A 15736-nucleotide genomic window follows, 5' to 3' on the forward strand; every position below is an offset into this window, starting at 1 on the left:
ATGTCATACCCTCAAAGTGCAATTCTTCCTGAAGCAGGTCCTTTCGCGCAATACACCTTGCTTAAGGTCAATCAAAACGAAACTAAAGTGTTGGAGCAGCTGCAAGCTCTACCGACGTTAGTTGAAGAACTCAATACGCAGCAACCTGGTGCAGAGCTAACGCTGTCTATTGCGTTTACTAAGGCCTTTTGGAGCAAGCTCGATATGGCTGTGCCAACAGAGCTTATCGACTTCCCACAACTCGGTGAAGGCGATGTCGTTGCACCTAGTTCTGATGTTGATGTATTGATTCACTGCCACTCGAACCGTCATGACCTGCATTTTTACTTATTGCGTAAATTCTTTGCGCAAGTGTCAGAAGATGTAGCTGTCATTGATGAAACATACGGCTACCGCTATTTAGATTCGCGTGATATGACGGACTTTGTCGATGGTACAGAAAACCCGAAAGACGCTCAGCGTGAAGAAGTGGCCATCATTCCACAAGGTGAATTTGCTGGTGGCAGTTATGTGATGGTGCAACGTTTCATCCATAACTTACCTTCTTGGAACCGCTTGAATGTGTCAGCGCAAGAAAAAGTGATTGGCCGTACTAAGCCAGATTCTATTGAACTTGATGACGTTCCAGCAGCCTCGCACGTAGGGCGCGTAGATATTAAAGAAGAGGGTAAGGGCCTGAAAATTGTACGCCATAGCCTGCCTTACGGTAGTGTGTCTGGTGAACATGGCCTGTTGTTCATTGCTTACTGTAATACCCTACATAACTTTAAAGCGATGCTCGAAAGTATGTATGGCGTGACGGACGGTAAGACAGACCAACTGCTTCGTTTTACTAAAGCGGTAACGGGCGCTTACTTCTTTGCCCCTTCTAGTGAAATGTTATCGGGCTTAAAGCTTAAGTAAACTGATACAACACTCGCTACTTCAAAGATTTAAAACCGAACCTTAGAGTTCGGTTTTTTGCATTTTTTCATTAAAGAAACCCTATTTTTGCCGATAAAGAGAGTAACCCGAAGAAGGATTACATCACTTTATGACCATTACTGTTAATACCAATGTATCAGCTATGACTGCGCAGCGTCACTTGACCAATGCCACAGATATGCTGAATCAATCGCTGGAGAGACTCTCTTCAGGATATCGTATTAACAGCGCCAAAGATGATGCTGCCGGGCTGCAGATTTCCAATCGTCTTGAATCCCAGATGCGTGGCTTAGATGTTGCTATGCGCAATGCTAATGACGGGATCTCCATTATGCAGACTGCAGAAGGGGCGATGAATGAAACCACCAACTTACTGCAACGGATGCGAGACCTTTCGCTTCAATCTGCCAATGGCTCAAATAGCCATGCGGAACGAATTGCATTACAAGAGGAAATGGCAGCTTTAAACGATGAATTGAATAGAATTGCTGAAACCACCTCTTTTGGTGGTCGAAAATTGCTCAATGGTTCGTTTGCCTCGTCTTCTTTTCAGATTGGTGCAAGTTCTGGTGAAGCGGTGCAAGTCTCGCTCAAAAACATGCGCTCCGACAGCTTAGATATGGGTGGTTTTAGCTATATTGCAGCAAGTAAAGCTGACAGTAACTGGCAAGTTGCGCAGGGTAATAACCAGTTGGTAATGCAATACACCAATGCTCAAGGCCAGCAAGAAACGATCAATATTGAAGCTAAAACTGGTGATGATATTGAGGAGCTCGCAACTTATATCAATGGTCAAACGGATAAAGTATCAGCCTCTGTTAATGAAGACGGCCAGTTACAAATCTTTATGGCTGGTGATAAAACCTCTGGGACGATTTCATTTTCTGGCAGCTTAGCAAATCAACTTAATATGAACCTTAGTGGTTATGAAGCGGTTGATAATATAGATATTTCTCAGGTTGGTGGCGCTCAAAGAGCCGTATCGGTTATTGATACAGCACTGAAATATGTTGATAGTCATAGGGCCGAGTTAGGTGCGATGCAGAATCGTTTTAATCACGCGATTAACAATCTCTCTAATGTTAATGAGAATTTGTCAGCATCGAATAGCCGTATTAAAGATACCGACTACGCTAAAGAAACCACACAGATGGTTAAACAGCAGATCTTGCAGCAAGTGAGCACCTCTATCTTGGCGCAGGCAAAGCAACAGCCTAATCTTGCCTTAACTTTATTGGGGTGATTCTCAAAAAAGAGAATGTTATCGACAGTCGAATCTAAAGCTTTAGCGAAAAAATAACTTTATTTGCAATTTTTTCCCTTTAGTCACGTTTTCCCTCCGAAATGAACTTTTTTCAAAAAAAACTCAAAAAAATACTCAAGGTTTTCTGATTCACGCCGTTAATAAAAGTAACTTTAAGAGAAAACGACTTTGGTTTTCCGAGACGTCGGAAGCCGGTTACATCGGAAAATCAAATGGAGAAATCACCATGGCAGTAAATGTAAACACTAACGTATCAGCAATGACAGCACAGCGTTACCTAAACAGCGCGACTAATGCTCAACAAACTTCAATGGAGCGTTTGTCATCTGGTTTCAAGATCAATAGCGCAAAAGACGACGCAGCGGGTCTTCAAATCTCGAACCGCTTAAACGTACAAAGCCGTGGTCTTGATGTTGCAGTACGTAACGCGAACGATGGTATTTCTATCGCGCAAACTGCTGAAGGTGCGATGAACGAAACCACTAACATTCTGCAACGTATCCGTGACCTATCGCTACAATCTGCGAACGGCTCAAACTCTAAATCTGAGCGTGTTGCGATTCAAGAAGAAGTAACAGCATTAAACGATGAGCTAAACCGTATCGCTGAAACCACGTCATTTGGTGGTAACAAGCTATTAAACGGCACGTTCACAACTAAATCTATGCAGATTGGTGCTGATAACGGTGAAGCAGTAATGCTAACGCTAAACGACATGCGCTCTGACAATGTTGGAATGGGCGGTACAGCCTACCAAGCAGCGAATGGTAAAGACAAAGATTGGTCTGTTCAGGCTGGTGCTAACGACCTCGCCATCACTCTTACTGATAACGCAGGTCAGCAGCAAACAATCAACATCAATGCTAAAGAAGGCGATGATATTGAAGAGCTAGCAACTTACATCAATGGTCAAACTGACCAGGTGACAGCTTCTGTTGATGAAGAGGGTCGTCTACAAGTGTTCGCTGGAACTGACAAAGTTCAAGGTGCTGTATCGTTTGGTGGTGGTCTAGCAGGTGAGCTAAGCATGGGTCCTGGCACAGCAGTAACGGTTGATACTATTGACGTAACGACTGTAGGTGGTGCTCAAGAGTCAGTAGCAATTGTTGATGCTGCATTGAAATATGTTGATAGCCACCGTGCAGAGCTAGGTGCTTTCCAGAACCGCTTCTCACACGCTATCAGCAACTTAGATAACATCAACGAAAACGTTAATGCATCTAACAGCCGAATCAAAGACACTGACTTTGCGAAAGAAACGACGGCACTAACTAAGTCGCAAATTCTTTCTCAAGCATCAAGTTCAGTACTTGCTCAAGCGAAACAAGCGCCAAACTCAGCATTGAGTCTGCTGGGATAAACCCAATCTTGATCACAAAAATCCAGCCTCGGCTGGATTTTTTTGTTTGTGTTAACTTTTTGATCTATAAAGCAATTCTTACGGAATACGGAAAAATCTAAAAAAGTTCGCTAATTTTTTCCTAAAGGTATTTTTTAGTTCGCCGTTAAAGGATTGAGAGAAATGAGATGTGTTGAAGCGAGGTGAGAGACGCTGATACACATCGCCCTAATGCCTAAGGAGATCAAATATGGCAATTAACGTAAACACGAACGTGTCTGCGATGACTGCTCAGCGCTACCTTAATGGTGCGACTGATGGCATGCAGAAATCGATGGAGCGTCTATCTTCGGGTTACAAAATCAATAGTGCCCGTGATGATGCTGCTGGCCTACAAATCTCAAACCGCTTGAATGCGCAAAGCCGTGGCTTAGACATGGCAGTAAAAAATGCGAATGATGGTATTTCGATCGCTCAAACCGCTGAAGGTGCGATGAACGAAACCACCAACATTTTGCAGCGTATGCGCGATCTATCATTGCAATCCTCTAACGGCTCGAACTCGCGTTCGGAGCGTATTGCGATTCAAGAAGAAGTTACCGCACTGAATGACGAGCTTAACCGTATTGCAGAAACCACTTCATTTGGTGGTAACAAATTGCTTAACGGCACGTTCGGCACTCAATCATTCCAAATTGGAGCGAGCTCAGGGGAGGCTGTTCAGCTTTCTATGGGTAGCATGCGTTCTGATACTGTAGGAATGGGTGGTAAAGCGTATATTGCTCAAGCAGGAAAAGCGTCAGATTGGACTGTTTCCGCAGGTACAACTGACCTAACACTAGACTATACTGATGTACATGGAGAGGCAAAAACGCTCACCATAAATGCAAAAGCTGGCGACGATATCGAGCAGCTTGCAACGTACATTAATGGTCAAAGTGAAGATGTGAAGGCTTCTGTGGGTGAGGAAGGTAAGCTTCAACTTTTCGCAGCTTCCAATAAAGTCGCGACAGATGTCACGATTGGCGGAGGACTAGGTGGTGAAATTGGCTTTGGTGCAGGACAAGATCGTACTGTAGCCGACGTCGATGTTTCGACAGTCGCCGGTTCTCAGTTAGCGGTATCTGTCATCGATGGTGCATTGAAAACGGTAGACAGTCAGCGTGCTGAACTGGGTGCTTTCCAAAACCGTTTTGGCCATGCTATCAGTAACCTAGATAACATTAACGAGAACGTTAATGCGTCTAGAAGCCGGATCGTTGATACTGACTATGCGAAAGAAACTACGCAAATGACTAAGTCGCAGATTCTTCAGCAAGCAAGTACATCTGTTCTAGCGCAAGCCAAGCAGTCTCCGTCGGCAGCTCTTAGCTTATTAGGTTAATCGATAGGTTCGATAGGAGCTTATTGGTGCAACAGTATGTTGTAACCTGCTAAGGTGGAAGGGAGATCGTTATGGAAATACCATCCTACACATCGAACATCCAGCCTTATGGCTCAGATAGTGGCACTAAACTTGCTTCAAAATACGATGTACAGCAAGTTTCCTCGGAAAAGGAACAGGTCTCTACCAAGGAGATGAGCGAAAAAGCGACTCAGTCTGTTGAGAAAGCGATCGAAGCCTCGAAAGAGCGTGAAAAGCTAAACAGGGCAGAGCGTGAAAGGATTGTTCAACAGATGAATGATTTCATCTCGTCGATCAATAAAGGCTTATCATTTCGTGTAGACGAAGAATCTGGTCGAGATGTTGTAACAATATACGAAGCGGATACTGGCGATATTATTCGTCAGATACCCGATGAGGAAATGCTAGTTATCTTACGTCGCCTAAGGGAGCAAACCGCCCGATATTCATCGGGAATTGTGAACCAGACGGTGTAATCGTACTTGAGGTGAGTAAATGAGTTTTGGCCCTATAGGCATGAATTCTGGCATGGATATCAATTCCATGGTCAGCAAAATTGTAGATTCGGAGCGCGTACCTAAGCAGCAACGAATCGACAATGAGCGGGCCCAAATTGATTCTAGTATCAGTGCCTATGGTCGACTCAGAGAGTCGCTGGATACGATGAAAAACTTGATGGCGAGCTTTCGTCAAGAGAAAGCTTTCGCCGCAAGAACAGTCGAATCAACGGATGAAGCTGTAGTATCCGCAACAGCAACCACTGAAGCTATCGCTGGTCGATATGCTATCGATGTGTTGCAGCTTGCCCAAAGCCACAAAATTGCGTCGGATGTATTGCCGGAGGACGCAAAATTTGGTCCGGGTAAGCTGCAGATTTCAATGGGAGGTAAAAAGTTCTCTATAGATGTTCAAGAGAACTCAAGGCTGGGTGATATCGTGCGCGGTATCAACGGCAGTAAGTCGAATCCCGGAGTTCGTGCTGCGGTGATCAATGACACGGAAGGCCCACGTTTAATTGTTGCGTCCAATGTATCTGGGCAAGACAATGACATTTCAATGCGCGCTGAAGCGAAAGCTGGCGATCCGCTTAAACTACTCGAATACAAAACTCTTGAGCAACGAGTCAAAGACTTAGAACGCGCCCGCGCTGCCGCTCAAGAATTGCTAGCCCCTCTGACACCAGAGGAGCAAAAAATTGCCGATAAAATTGCTCAAAATAACATCGATGCGGCAAAAGCTGTCGACGATGAAATCGCTGCAACTTCAAAGCAAGCGGCAATTCAGGCTGATCCTAACGCTGCGAAGGATGCGACTGCAGACAATGAGATGTCAAAAAGCGCTACTGCGGCCGCTGCACAGGCGGGGATAGAAGCAAACAAATACATCAAACCCGAAGATCGTATTCCAGGATGGACAGAAACGGCGTCGGGTACTTTACTCAGCTCATACTGGGAACCAGAACCTCAGCTTGACGATAAAGCAAAAGAAAAAGCTCCTGATGTTCCTGGTTGGTCTAATACTGCATCGGGCACTTTGACCGATTCATACGTTACACCAAAAGAAGCACAGGCTAAGCTCGATGCTGAGCAAGCACGAATTGAGCAGAAAGTAGCGGATGAAAAAGCGCTACTTGCTCAACGTGTCGCGACAGGAGAGCTGACACCTGAACAAGCCAAAGAGATGGAGCGGGCTAAACTTCCGAAAGAAGAGCGTGAGTACCTAGAGCGAATTGACCAAGCTCAAGCTGATTTAGTTGCGGCGCAACAGTCATTTGACACTTACCGAGGCATGACAGAGGTACAGGCTGCACAAGATGCCAAAGTGCTACTCGATGGCGTTGCCCAGCTTTCAAGCAATAACAATATTATTGAAGATGCCATTGACGGCGTTGATTTAACCCTAAAAGGTCGCACCCCAGTAGGCAAGCCCGCTTCAGAAATTGATATTGAGTATGACCGTCAAGGCGTGCGTAATGATATTGAGCAATTTGTTGCGGCTTACAACCAGTTCTATCAAACTTCTCAAGAACTTGGTGGTGTAGACCCAAGAACTGGAGCCGCAGGTCCACTGGCTGGTGACAGTATTGTGCGTAGTGCGGACTCCCGTCTTAAGTCGGTATTCTCCTCTCGGGTAGAGCCAGCGCCGGAGGATCTAAAAACATTGACGGAATTTGGTATTACCACTACCCGTCAAGGCACCTTAGAGATCAACTATGACATGCTAGATCGCCAGTTGAACAATAACTTCAACAAGCTTGAGGATTTTTTTGGCGGGAACCAAGGTTTTGCAAAAAAAGTGGAAGACGCGATTCAAGGTCTGACTGGCGTAACTGGCTCGATACGTAATCGAGAGAAAAGTATGACTGAGCGGACGTATCGCTTACAAGATGATCAAGCGGCATTAGATCGCCGTATGGATAATCTAGAAAAGCGCACACACGCCAAATTTACGGCAATGCAGGATGCCACGAGCAAAATGCACTCTCAGCTAGCAGGTATGATGAATGCGCTTGGATAGTGAATTTCTCGGCCAACTTGCCAATTTGTGTGAATTAGATCAAAAAATTTCTGAAACTCTTGCATCGGAAGAAATAAATGCTGAAGAAATTGTTCAGCTAGTCGATATAAGGGAACAGTTATTGCAAAGTTTGTTAGATGTAATAGAAACACATCCAGAGCTTGCACAACTACAGCAGTGGTATGATGCGGTCAAAAGAACCCAAACTGTTGTAGAATTAATGCAGAATAAAACTTCTGAACTGGGACAGGCGTTACAAAAGTATCGTCATGGCAAACGCTCAGTTCAGCAGTATCAAAAGTTTTTATAGAAAAAGAGGGTTGTTATGCGTGGTTCACTACAGGCTTACAAGAAGGTATCGGTTGATAGCCAGCTCAGTGCGGCCTCCCCGCATAAAATTGTTCAAATGCTGATGGCTGGCGCTATTGAACGTTTGATTCAAGGTAAAGCGGCGATGCAGGCAGGAAACATTCCAGCCAAGGGTGAGCGTTTGGGTAAGGCTCTAGATATCATTATCAGCTTGCGCAGCTGTCTTTCAATGGATGATGGTGGCGACATCGCTCAGAACCTTGATCAGCTGTACGAATTTATGATTACTCAGATTACAGAAGCAAATCATCAAAATAACCCACAGCCCATTGATGATGTAATTGAGATTATCCGTGAAATTAAGTCTGCATGGGATCAGATTCCTACTGAGTATCACAACCTAACAGCAGCGGATGTTGGTTTATAAACTGAACTAAGTTTTTAGGAAATTTCATACATAAATAAGTATGCATTGAAATATTATGCCTATTAAGCTTTTGGGCTAACATCACATCAAGTAATTGCTTGGTTGCCTTATTTTTTTTATCAAATAGAATAGAAGCCACTAACTAGCCTAGTGGCTTTTTTTTGTTGCTGAAATTTCTAAATTGTCTAACGCGTTTTCTGAACTATAGTTACAAGTGACGTTTAGATTTTTAACCCAGCCACAACGTTTCAAAATAAAGGCAAACATTCTCACCTATGCAAGGTTTAGCAAAACTACTTGTGATTGAAGATGATGCGCAAGCACGAATCAATCTCAGTAATATTTTAGAATTTGTTGGAGAACAGTGTGAGGCGATCACTTCTGATCAGCTTGATGACCTAGATTGGTCTCGAGTGTGGGCCGGTTGTATTCTTGGTTCTCTGAATAATAATAAATTACCTTCCAAGCTGAGCGATAAATTATCCCAGGCTAATCATATTCCTTTACTTATTGCCGGAAAGCATTCTTATCCAGTTGAAGAGCTAACAAACTATGTTGGTGAGCTGGAGTACCCATTAAATTACCCGCAATTAAGTGAAGCGCTGCGCCACTGTAAAGACTTCTTAGGCCGTAAAGGTGTAAATGTTCTTTCCTCTTCTCGTAAAAACACATTGTTCCGTAGCCTTGTTGGCCAAAGCCACGGCATTAAAGAAGTCCGCCATCTTATCGAGCAGGTTTCTGGAACAGAAGCAAATGTGTTAATCCTAGGCGAGTCTGGTACAGGTAAAGAAGTCGTCGCTCGTAATATTCACTATCATTCAGCTCGTCGTAATGGCCCATTTGTGCCAATTAACTGTGGTGCGATACCACCTGACCTCCTTGAAAGTGAGTTGTTTGGTCATGAAAAAGGGGCGTTTACTGGAGCGATTACCTCGCGTAAAGGCCGCTTTGAACTTGCTGAAGGCGGTACACTGTTCCTAGATGAAATTGGCGATATGCCGATGCCGATGCAGGTTAAACTGCTTCGAGTACTGCAAGAACGTTGCTTTGAACGTGTCGGTGGCAACACCACCATCCGAGTCAATGTTCGTGTTATTGCAGCAACGCACCGCAATCTGGAAACCATGATAAATGACGAGTCTTTCCGCGAAGATCTTTATTATCGTCTCAATGTGTTCCCGATTGAGATGCCTGCACTGCGCGATCGCAAAGATGATATCCCATTGTTGCTACAAGAGTTAATGACGCGCATGGAGTCAGAAGGGGCTCAGCCTATCTGTTTTACACCGCGCTCAATTAACTCACTGATGGAGCATGAATGGCCTGGTAACGTCCGCGAACTTGCTAACCTTGTGGAGCGAATGATCATCCTGTACCCGAACAGCTTAGTAGATGTGAATCATCTACCGACCAAGTATCGTTACAGCGATATTCCGGAGTTTCAGCCCGAGTACAACAATCTTGAATCTGTTGAAGAACAAGAGCGTGATGCGCTGCAAGATATCTTCTCTGAAGACTTCAGCCTAGAGTCGAGTGACATATTCCAAGAGCATGAAAATGCGCCGCAAAGTCTTCCTCCAGAAGGGGTTAACCTCAAAGAGATGCTGGCGGACCTTGAAGTCAATATGATCAATCAAGCACTTGAGGCACAAGGTGGTATTGTTGCGCGAGCAGCCGACATGTTAGGCATGCGTCGAACGACTCTAGTTGAGAAGATGCGTAAGTACAATCTACAGCGATAATTTGATGTAAAACTTGACTGTCAATTTACTGACCTTATAGTAAGTGATTGAAAAATAAAACAAATAGCTTGGCGTGCCTTTTGCATGTCAGGCTATTGTAGTTTTTAAGGCAGAAATACGTCATGCAGTTAACCCCGTCGGTCGATAATCCGATGCCATTAGGCACACTAGAACAACAAGTAGAACGCTATCAGCAGGTACTCGATGTCATGCCCGCTGGTGTTATATTGCTCGATACTCAGGGTGTGGTGCAGGAAGCTAACCCAGAAGCTTTACGTTTGTTGGAAGTCCCGCTCGTGGGTGAAAAATGGTTTGAAGTGATTCAACAAGCATTTGCACCGCGAGAAGATGACGGTCATGAGATCTCGCTTCGTAATGGCCGTAAAGTCCGTTTAGCGATTTCAGCCTCTAAAACAGGACAGTTGATTCTTATCACTGATTTGACCGAGACACGTCTTTTGCAGTCTAGAATCAGTGACTTACAACGCCTGTCTTCTCTCGGTCGCATGGTGGCTTCACTGGCTCACCAAGTTCGGACGCCACTTTCGAGCGCCATGCTTTACGCCTCCAACTTAGGCGCGCCCAATTTGCCGCCTGCAACGAAAGATAGATTTCAAACCAAGCTGATGGATCGCCTCCATGACTTAGAAAAGCAAGTCAATGACATGTTGCTGTTTGCGAAAGGTGGCGACAATAAGGTTGTTAAGCCATTCACCGTGGCAGATTTGGTTGCCGAGTTCTCACCTATGGTTGAAACCGCTCTGAAAAACAATCAAATCGATTACTGCTTAGAAGTCGAGCAAGAACAAACTCAGCTATTGGGTAATGCCAATGCCATTGCTTCGGCACTAAGTAATTTGGTGATGAATGCGATTCAAATTGCCGGTAAACAGTCCCAAGTCGATGTGTTTTTTAGACCGGTTAATGGCGAACTGAAAATCTCAGTACAAGATAGCGGTCCGGGCGTTCCCGCTGAATTACAAAACAAAATTATGGAACCTTTCTTCACCACTCGCTCGCAAGGGACTGGACTCGGTCTTGCGGTAGTGCAGATGGTGTGTCGTGCGCACGATGGAAGGTTGGAACTCATTTCAGAGCAAGGTGACGGCGCATGCTTTACGGTGTGCATTCCGCTAGAGCGTCACCCTCACCCTGATCAACAAGCTATGACTGGAGAAGAATAATGGCTCAAAGCAAAGTACTGATCGTAGAAGATGATGAAGGTCTACGCGAAGCCTTAGTCGACACTTTGGCTCTGGCTGGCTATGAATGGCTTGAGGCGGATAGTGCCGAAGATGCCTTAGTGAAGCTTAAGTCAAACAGCGTAGATATTGTTGTATCAGACGTGCAAATGGCCGGAATGGGCGGCTTGGCGTTACTGAGAAACATCAAGCAGCATTGGCCAAACCTGCCAGTACTGCTAATGACCGCTTATGCCAACATTGAGGATGCGGTTTCAGCGATGAAAGATGGCGCCATTGACTATATGGCAAAGCCTTTTGCACCGGAAGTACTGCTCAATATGGTCAGCCGTTATGCGCCAGTAAAATCGGATGATAATGGCGATGCGGTTGTTGCTGACGAGAAAAGCATTAAATTACTGGCTCTCGCCGATAAAGTGGCGAAAACCGATGCAAGTGTCATGGTTTTAGGTCCTAGCGGCTCGGGTAAAGAAGTCATGTCGCGTTATATCCATAACGCCTCAAATCGTAAAGATGGCCCATTTGTCGCGATCAACTGTGCGGCGATCCCTGACAACATGCTAGAAGCCACCTTGTTCGGTTATGAAAAAGGGGCGTTTACTGGAGCGGTACAAGCGTGTCCAGGTAAGTTCGAACAGGCGCAAGGCGGGACTATCTTATTGGATGAGATCAGTGAGATGGATCTGAGCCTGCAAGCTAAGCTATTGCGTGTGCTCCAAGAGCGCGAAGTCGAACGCTTGGGCAGCCGTAAGAGCATCAAGCTCGATGTTCGTGTTTTGGCGACCAGTAACCGTGACTTGAAGCTGTATGTTCAAGAGGGTAACTTCCGTGAAGACTTGTACTACCGCTTAAATGTTTTCCCAATTGCATGGCCTGCTCTTTGTGAGCGCAAAGGTGATATCGAACCACTGGCCCAGCACTTAGTTGAACGCCACTGTCAAAAACTGGGTATGCCAGTGCCTAATGTGACGGCAAATGCTATCAACAAACTTCTCTCTTACACATGGCCGGGTAATGTTCGTGAATTGGATAACGTTGTCCAACGTGCGCTTATCTTGAGTGAAAGCGGTCAGATTGATTCGGAGCATATCCTGCTTGAAGGGCTAGATTGGCAAGACGCATCTAGCTTACAAGTGGCGGTAGAGACAGGTGACTGCATTGTTCCTAACATTAAGCCTGTGGCTGAGCAAGGTAGCAACCTTTCTGCGGGTAGTGGACTAGGTGGCGAACTTCGCGATCAAGAGTACGCCATTATTCTCGACACTCTGGAAGAGTGTAACGGTCGACGCAAAGAAATGGCTGAGAAGTTAGGCATTAGCCCGCGTACTTTGCGCTATAAACTAGCAAAAATGCGTGACGCTGGGATTGAAATTCCAAACTAAGGTGTTATTTTCCTTCTGGTACTGACGTGGCACGATGATTGCAGCGTCAGTACTCCAACACTAATTTAAGTCAAAGAGTTGACTACTGAGGTTTTGATGAGAGTTGACGGTTTTCAAAGCGAAATGCAAGCAATGATGTTTGAAGCAACGGGTACTAAACCTGCTGCGACAGGGCATACAGTCGGTGCTGATTTTGGCCAATTGCTTAATAATGCGATCAACAACGTTAATAGCCTCTCAAAGACGTCTAGCGACCTTCAAATGCGATTTGATCGCGGTGACGCTGACGTTTCACTCTCTGACGTAATGATCGCTAGAAACAAATCTAGTGTCGCTTTCGAAGCCACAATTCAGGTACGCAACAAGCTTGTTGAGTCGTACAAAGAATTGATGAACATGCCAGTTTAAAGTTAGGTAACGACTGTGTCAGAGCAAAATTCATCAACCGATCTAACCGTAACTGAAGGTGCTCGCGAAAGCGCTATGGTAGCTACGTCGGATCTTGATTCACACGTACAAAACCCAGATTTGGACGAAAAATCCAGTTCCAAGTTTGATATGGCGGTGGGTGACCTCGATCTGCTTCGCCAAGTCGTTCTGGTACTTTCAATCTCCATCTGTGTTGCTCTGATTGTTATGCTGTTCTTCTGGGTTAAAGAGCCAGAGATGCGTCCATTAGGGGCTTACGAAACAGAAGAGTTGATCCCCGTCTTAGATTACCTTGATCAGCAGAAACTCGATTACAAGCTTGAAGGCAATACCATCTTAGTGCCAGCAAGTGAGTTCAACTCATTAAAGCTTGATATGGTTCGTGCTGGCCTTAACCAAGAGAAACACGCTGGTGATGACATCTTGCTACAAGATATGGGCTTCGGTGTTTCACAGCGTTTAGAACAAGAGCGTCTCAAGCTAAGCCGTGAGCGCCAACTGTCAAAAGCCATCGAAGAGATGAAGCAAGTACGTAAAGCGCGTGTCTTGCTTGCTTTGCCTAAGCAAAGTGTATTTGTTCGACATAACCAAGAAGCGTCAGCATCTGTATTTTTAACACTCAAAACAGGCGCGAACCTTAAGCAGGAAGAAGTCGATTCTGTGGTTGATATGGTGGCAAGTGCGGTTCCGGGTATGAAGCCTAACCGTATTACCGTCACAGACCAACATGGTCGTCTATTAAGCTCTGGCTCACAAGATCCTGCCTCGGCAGCGCGTCGCAAAGAACATGAATTAGAGCGTAAGCAAGAACAAGCACTGCGTGACAAAATCGATTCTGTACTTATCCCTATCTTAGGTTTTGGTAACTATACTGCTCAAGTGGATATTGAACTCGACTTTAGTGCAGTAGAACAGACCAGTAAGCGCTTTGACCCGAACACACCTTCAACACGAAGCGAATACACCTTAGAAGACTACAACAATGGTAACGTCGTCGCAGGTGTGCCAGGTGCATTGAGTAACCAGCCTCCGGCGGATGCTTCTATTCCACAAGATGTGGCGCAAATGAAAGATGGCACAACCTTAGGTCAAGGTTCTGTGCATAAAGAAGCTACACGTAACTTTGAACTCGATACCACCATCAGCCATGAACGTCGTCAAACGGGTGTAGTAAACCGTCAAACAGTTGCAGTCGCAGTGAAGAACCGTGCAGTCGTCAACCCAGACACGGGTGAGACCAGCTACCAACCAATTTCTGAGGCTGAACTAAACTCTATTAAGCAACTACTGATTGGTACGGTAGGATTTAGCGAAGCACGTGGCGATCTGCTTAATGTGCTAAGCATGCAGTTTGCAGAACCTGAAATTGAAGTCATGGCGGATGTGCCAATTTGGGAACACCCTAACTTCAATGACTGGATACGTTGGTTCGCAAGTGCGTTGGTTATCATTGTTGTGGTCTTGGTTCTTGTCCGCCCAGCACTGAAAAAACTCCTCAACCCTGCGTCTGATGAAGATGAAGATCAGCTTTACGGACCAGATGGCTTACCAATTGGTGCTGATGGTGAAACCAGCTTGATTGGTGGCGACCTAGACGGTGGCGAGTTGTTTGAGTTTGGCTCAAGTATTGACTTGCCTAACCTACACAAAGATGAAGATGTGCTGAAAGCAGTGCGTGCACTGGTTGCTAATGAACCTGAGCTAGCAGCACAAGTAGTGAAGAATTGGATGCAGGATGCCTAACGAAATAGTTCCACAGGAAGAGGGCGGTGAGGTAGTAGAAAACACCGTGGATATATCAACCATCCCGGGCGAAGAGCGCGCGGCGATTCTTTTACTCAGTCTCAATGAGGAAGACGCTGCGGGTATCATCCGTCATTTAGAACCTAAACAAGTTCAACGAGTGGGTAGCGCGATGGCGCGTGCTGCTGACTTAAGTCAAGAAAAGGTCGGTGCTGTTCACCGCGCCTTCTTAGAAGACATTCAGAAATACACCAACATTGGTATGGGTAGCGAAGACTTTATGCGTAATGCACTTGTCGCTGCTCTGGGTGAAGATAAAGCCAACAACCTAGTAGACCAAATTCTATTGGGTACAGGTTCGAAAGGTCTAGACTCTCTGAAATGGATGGACCCACGTCAGGTGGCGAGCATCATCATCAACGAACACCCACAGATTCAAACCATTGTACTCTCTTATCTAGAACCTGATCAGTCCGCAGAGATCCTTAACCAGTTCGCTGAGCGAGATCGCTTAGATTTGATGATGCGTATTGCTAACCTTGAAGAAGTTCAACCTTCGGCACTGGCTGAGTTGAATGAGATCATGGAGAAGCAGTTCGCAGGTCAGGCAGGTGCGCAAGCTGCCAAGATTGGCGGCCTGAAGGCAGCAGCAGAGATCATGAACTACATGGACAACAATGTCGAAGGTATCTTGATGGAGCAAATTCGCGATCAAGACGAAGACATGGCGACGCAGATTCAAGATCTTATGTTCGTGTTCGAGAACCTTATCGAAGTTGACGACCAAGGTATTCAGAAATTGCTGCGTGACGTACCGCAAGATGCACTACAGCGTGCATTGAAAGGTGCCGATGATTCACTGCGTGAGAAGATCTTCAAGAACATGTCTAAACGTGCTGCTGAGATGATGCGCGATGACCTAGAGGCTATGCCTCCAATCAAGGTGTCTGACGTAGAAGCAGCACAGAAAGAAGTACTGGCAATTGCACGACGCATGGCTGACTCTGGCGAAATTATGCTGGGCGGTGGTGCAGACGAGTTCCTATAAATTAA

14 protein-coding genes are annotated in these 15736 nt (G+C 45.5%); all 14 read left to right on the top strand.

What is annotated here, in order from left to right; translation table 11 throughout:
* On the top strand, positions 1-903 hold the full coding sequence (locus tag LYZ37_RS04170; RefSeq protein ID WP_272786628.1) for a Dyp-type peroxidase: 903 nt from the start codon (positions 1-3) through the stop codon (positions 901-903).
* A 130-nt stretch (positions 904-1033) separates the two neighbouring features.
* A complete protein-coding gene (locus LYZ37_RS04175; protein WP_272786629.1) occupies positions 1034-2167 on the top strand; it encodes a flagellin in 1134 nt (377 codons plus the stop codon).
* A gap of 247 nt (positions 2168-2414) precedes the next feature.
* On the top strand, positions 2415-3548 hold the full coding sequence (locus LYZ37_RS04180; RefSeq protein WP_272786630.1) for a flagellin: 1134 nt from the start codon (positions 2415-2417) through the stop codon (positions 3546-3548).
* A 229-nt stretch (positions 3549-3777) separates the two neighbouring features.
* Positions 3778-4911, top strand: a complete 1134-nt coding sequence (locus tag LYZ37_RS04185; RefSeq protein ID WP_004744450.1) for a flagellin — start codon at positions 3778-3780, stop codon at positions 4909-4911.
* A gap of 71 nt (positions 4912-4982) precedes the next feature.
* Positions 4983-5408: a flagellar protein FlaG gene (flaG, locus tag LYZ37_RS04190; RefSeq protein ID WP_272786631.1), complete on the top strand. Its 426-nt coding sequence runs from the start codon at positions 4983-4985 to the stop codon at positions 5406-5408.
* A 19-nt stretch (positions 5409-5427) separates the two neighbouring features.
* On the top strand, positions 5428-7449 hold the full coding sequence (gene fliD / locus LYZ37_RS04195; protein ID WP_272786632.1) for a flagellar filament capping protein FliD: 2022 nt from the start codon (positions 5428-5430) through the stop codon (positions 7447-7449).
* Positions 7436-7759: a flagellar protein FliT gene (locus LYZ37_RS04200; protein WP_272786633.1), complete on the top strand. Its 324-nt coding sequence runs from the start codon at positions 7436-7438 to the stop codon at positions 7757-7759. Before fliD ends, LYZ37_RS04200 begins: the two co-directional genes overlap by 14 nt.
* Positions 7760-7774: 15 nt before the next feature.
* The gene (gene fliS / locus LYZ37_RS04205; protein WP_038202550.1) at positions 7775-8185 is read left to right on the top strand and encodes a flagellar export chaperone FliS; all 411 of its coding nucleotides are present in this window, start codon (positions 7775-7777) and stop codon (positions 8183-8185) included.
* A gap of 275 nt (positions 8186-8460) precedes the next feature.
* Positions 8461-9927, top strand: coding sequence for a sigma-54 dependent transcriptional regulator (locus LYZ37_RS04210; protein WP_004744455.1), 1467 nt, complete (start codon positions 8461-8463; stop codon positions 9925-9927).
* Between the two features lie 122 nt (positions 9928-10049).
* Complete coding sequence (locus LYZ37_RS04215; RefSeq protein ID WP_004744456.1) at positions 10050-11111, top strand: sensor histidine kinase; 1062 nt, start codon at positions 10050-10052, stop codon at positions 11109-11111.
* Positions 11111-12511, top strand: a complete 1401-nt coding sequence (locus tag LYZ37_RS04220) for a sigma-54-dependent transcriptional regulator (RefSeq protein WP_272786634.1) — start codon at positions 11111-11113, stop codon at positions 12509-12511. The genes LYZ37_RS04215 and LYZ37_RS04220 overlap by 1 nt, the downstream gene beginning before the upstream one ends.
* 96 nt (positions 12512-12607) lie before the next feature.
* Positions 12608-12919, top strand: coding sequence for a flagellar hook-basal body complex protein FliE (gene fliE, locus LYZ37_RS04225; RefSeq protein WP_004744458.1), 312 nt, complete (start codon positions 12608-12610; stop codon positions 12917-12919).
* 15 nt (positions 12920-12934) lie between these two features.
* The gene (gene fliF / locus LYZ37_RS04230; RefSeq protein ID WP_272786635.1) at positions 12935-14683 is read left to right on the top strand and encodes a flagellar basal-body MS-ring/collar protein FliF; all 1749 of its coding nucleotides are present in this window, start codon (positions 12935-12937) and stop codon (positions 14681-14683) included.
* Positions 14676-15731 carry a flagellar motor switch protein FliG gene (gene fliG, locus LYZ37_RS04235; protein ID WP_004744460.1) on the top strand — a complete coding sequence of 352 codons (1056 nt, stop codon included), beginning with the start codon at positions 14676-14678 and terminating at the stop codon, positions 15729-15731. Before fliF ends, fliG begins: the two co-directional genes overlap by 8 nt.
* The last annotated feature ends 5 nt before the right edge of the window (positions 15732-15736 follow it).

The organism is Vibrio tubiashii (assembly GCF_028551255.1).
Taxonomy (GTDB): Bacteria; Pseudomonadota; Gammaproteobacteria; order Enterobacterales; family Vibrionaceae; genus Vibrio; species Vibrio tubiashii_B.

Coding starts and splice junctions, on each gene's coding strand:
- LYZ37_RS04170 (WP_272786628.1), top strand. CDS start 1: ATGTCATACCCTCAAAGTGCAATTCTTCCTGAAGCAGGTCCTTTCGCG.
- LYZ37_RS04175 (WP_272786629.1), top strand. CDS start 1,034: ATGACCATTACTGTTAATACCAATGTATCAGCTATGACTGCGCAGCGT.
- LYZ37_RS04180 (WP_272786630.1), top strand. CDS start 2,415: ATGGCAGTAAATGTAAACACTAACGTATCAGCAATGACAGCACAGCGT.
- LYZ37_RS04185 (WP_004744450.1), top strand. CDS start 3,778: ATGGCAATTAACGTAAACACGAACGTGTCTGCGATGACTGCTCAGCGC.
- flaG (WP_272786631.1), top strand. CDS start 4,983: ATGGAAATACCATCCTACACATCGAACATCCAGCCTTATGGCTCAGAT.
- fliD (WP_272786632.1), top strand. CDS start 5,428: ATGAGTTTTGGCCCTATAGGCATGAATTCTGGCATGGATATCAATTCC.
- LYZ37_RS04200 (WP_272786633.1), top strand. CDS start 7,436: ATGCGCTTGGATAGTGAATTTCTCGGCCAACTTGCCAATTTGTGTGAA.
- fliS (WP_038202550.1), top strand. CDS start 7,775: ATGCGTGGTTCACTACAGGCTTACAAGAAGGTATCGGTTGATAGCCAG.
- LYZ37_RS04210 (WP_004744455.1), top strand. CDS start 8,461: ATGCAAGGTTTAGCAAAACTACTTGTGATTGAAGATGATGCGCAAGCA.
- LYZ37_RS04215 (WP_004744456.1), top strand. CDS start 10,050: ATGCAGTTAACCCCGTCGGTCGATAATCCGATGCCATTAGGCACACTA.
- LYZ37_RS04220 (WP_272786634.1), top strand. CDS start 11,111: ATGGCTCAAAGCAAAGTACTGATCGTAGAAGATGATGAAGGTCTACGC.
- fliE (WP_004744458.1), top strand. CDS start 12,608: ATGAGAGTTGACGGTTTTCAAAGCGAAATGCAAGCAATGATGTTTGAA.
- fliG (WP_004744460.1), top strand. CDS start 14,676: ATGCCTAACGAAATAGTTCCACAGGAAGAGGGCGGTGAGGTAGTAGAA.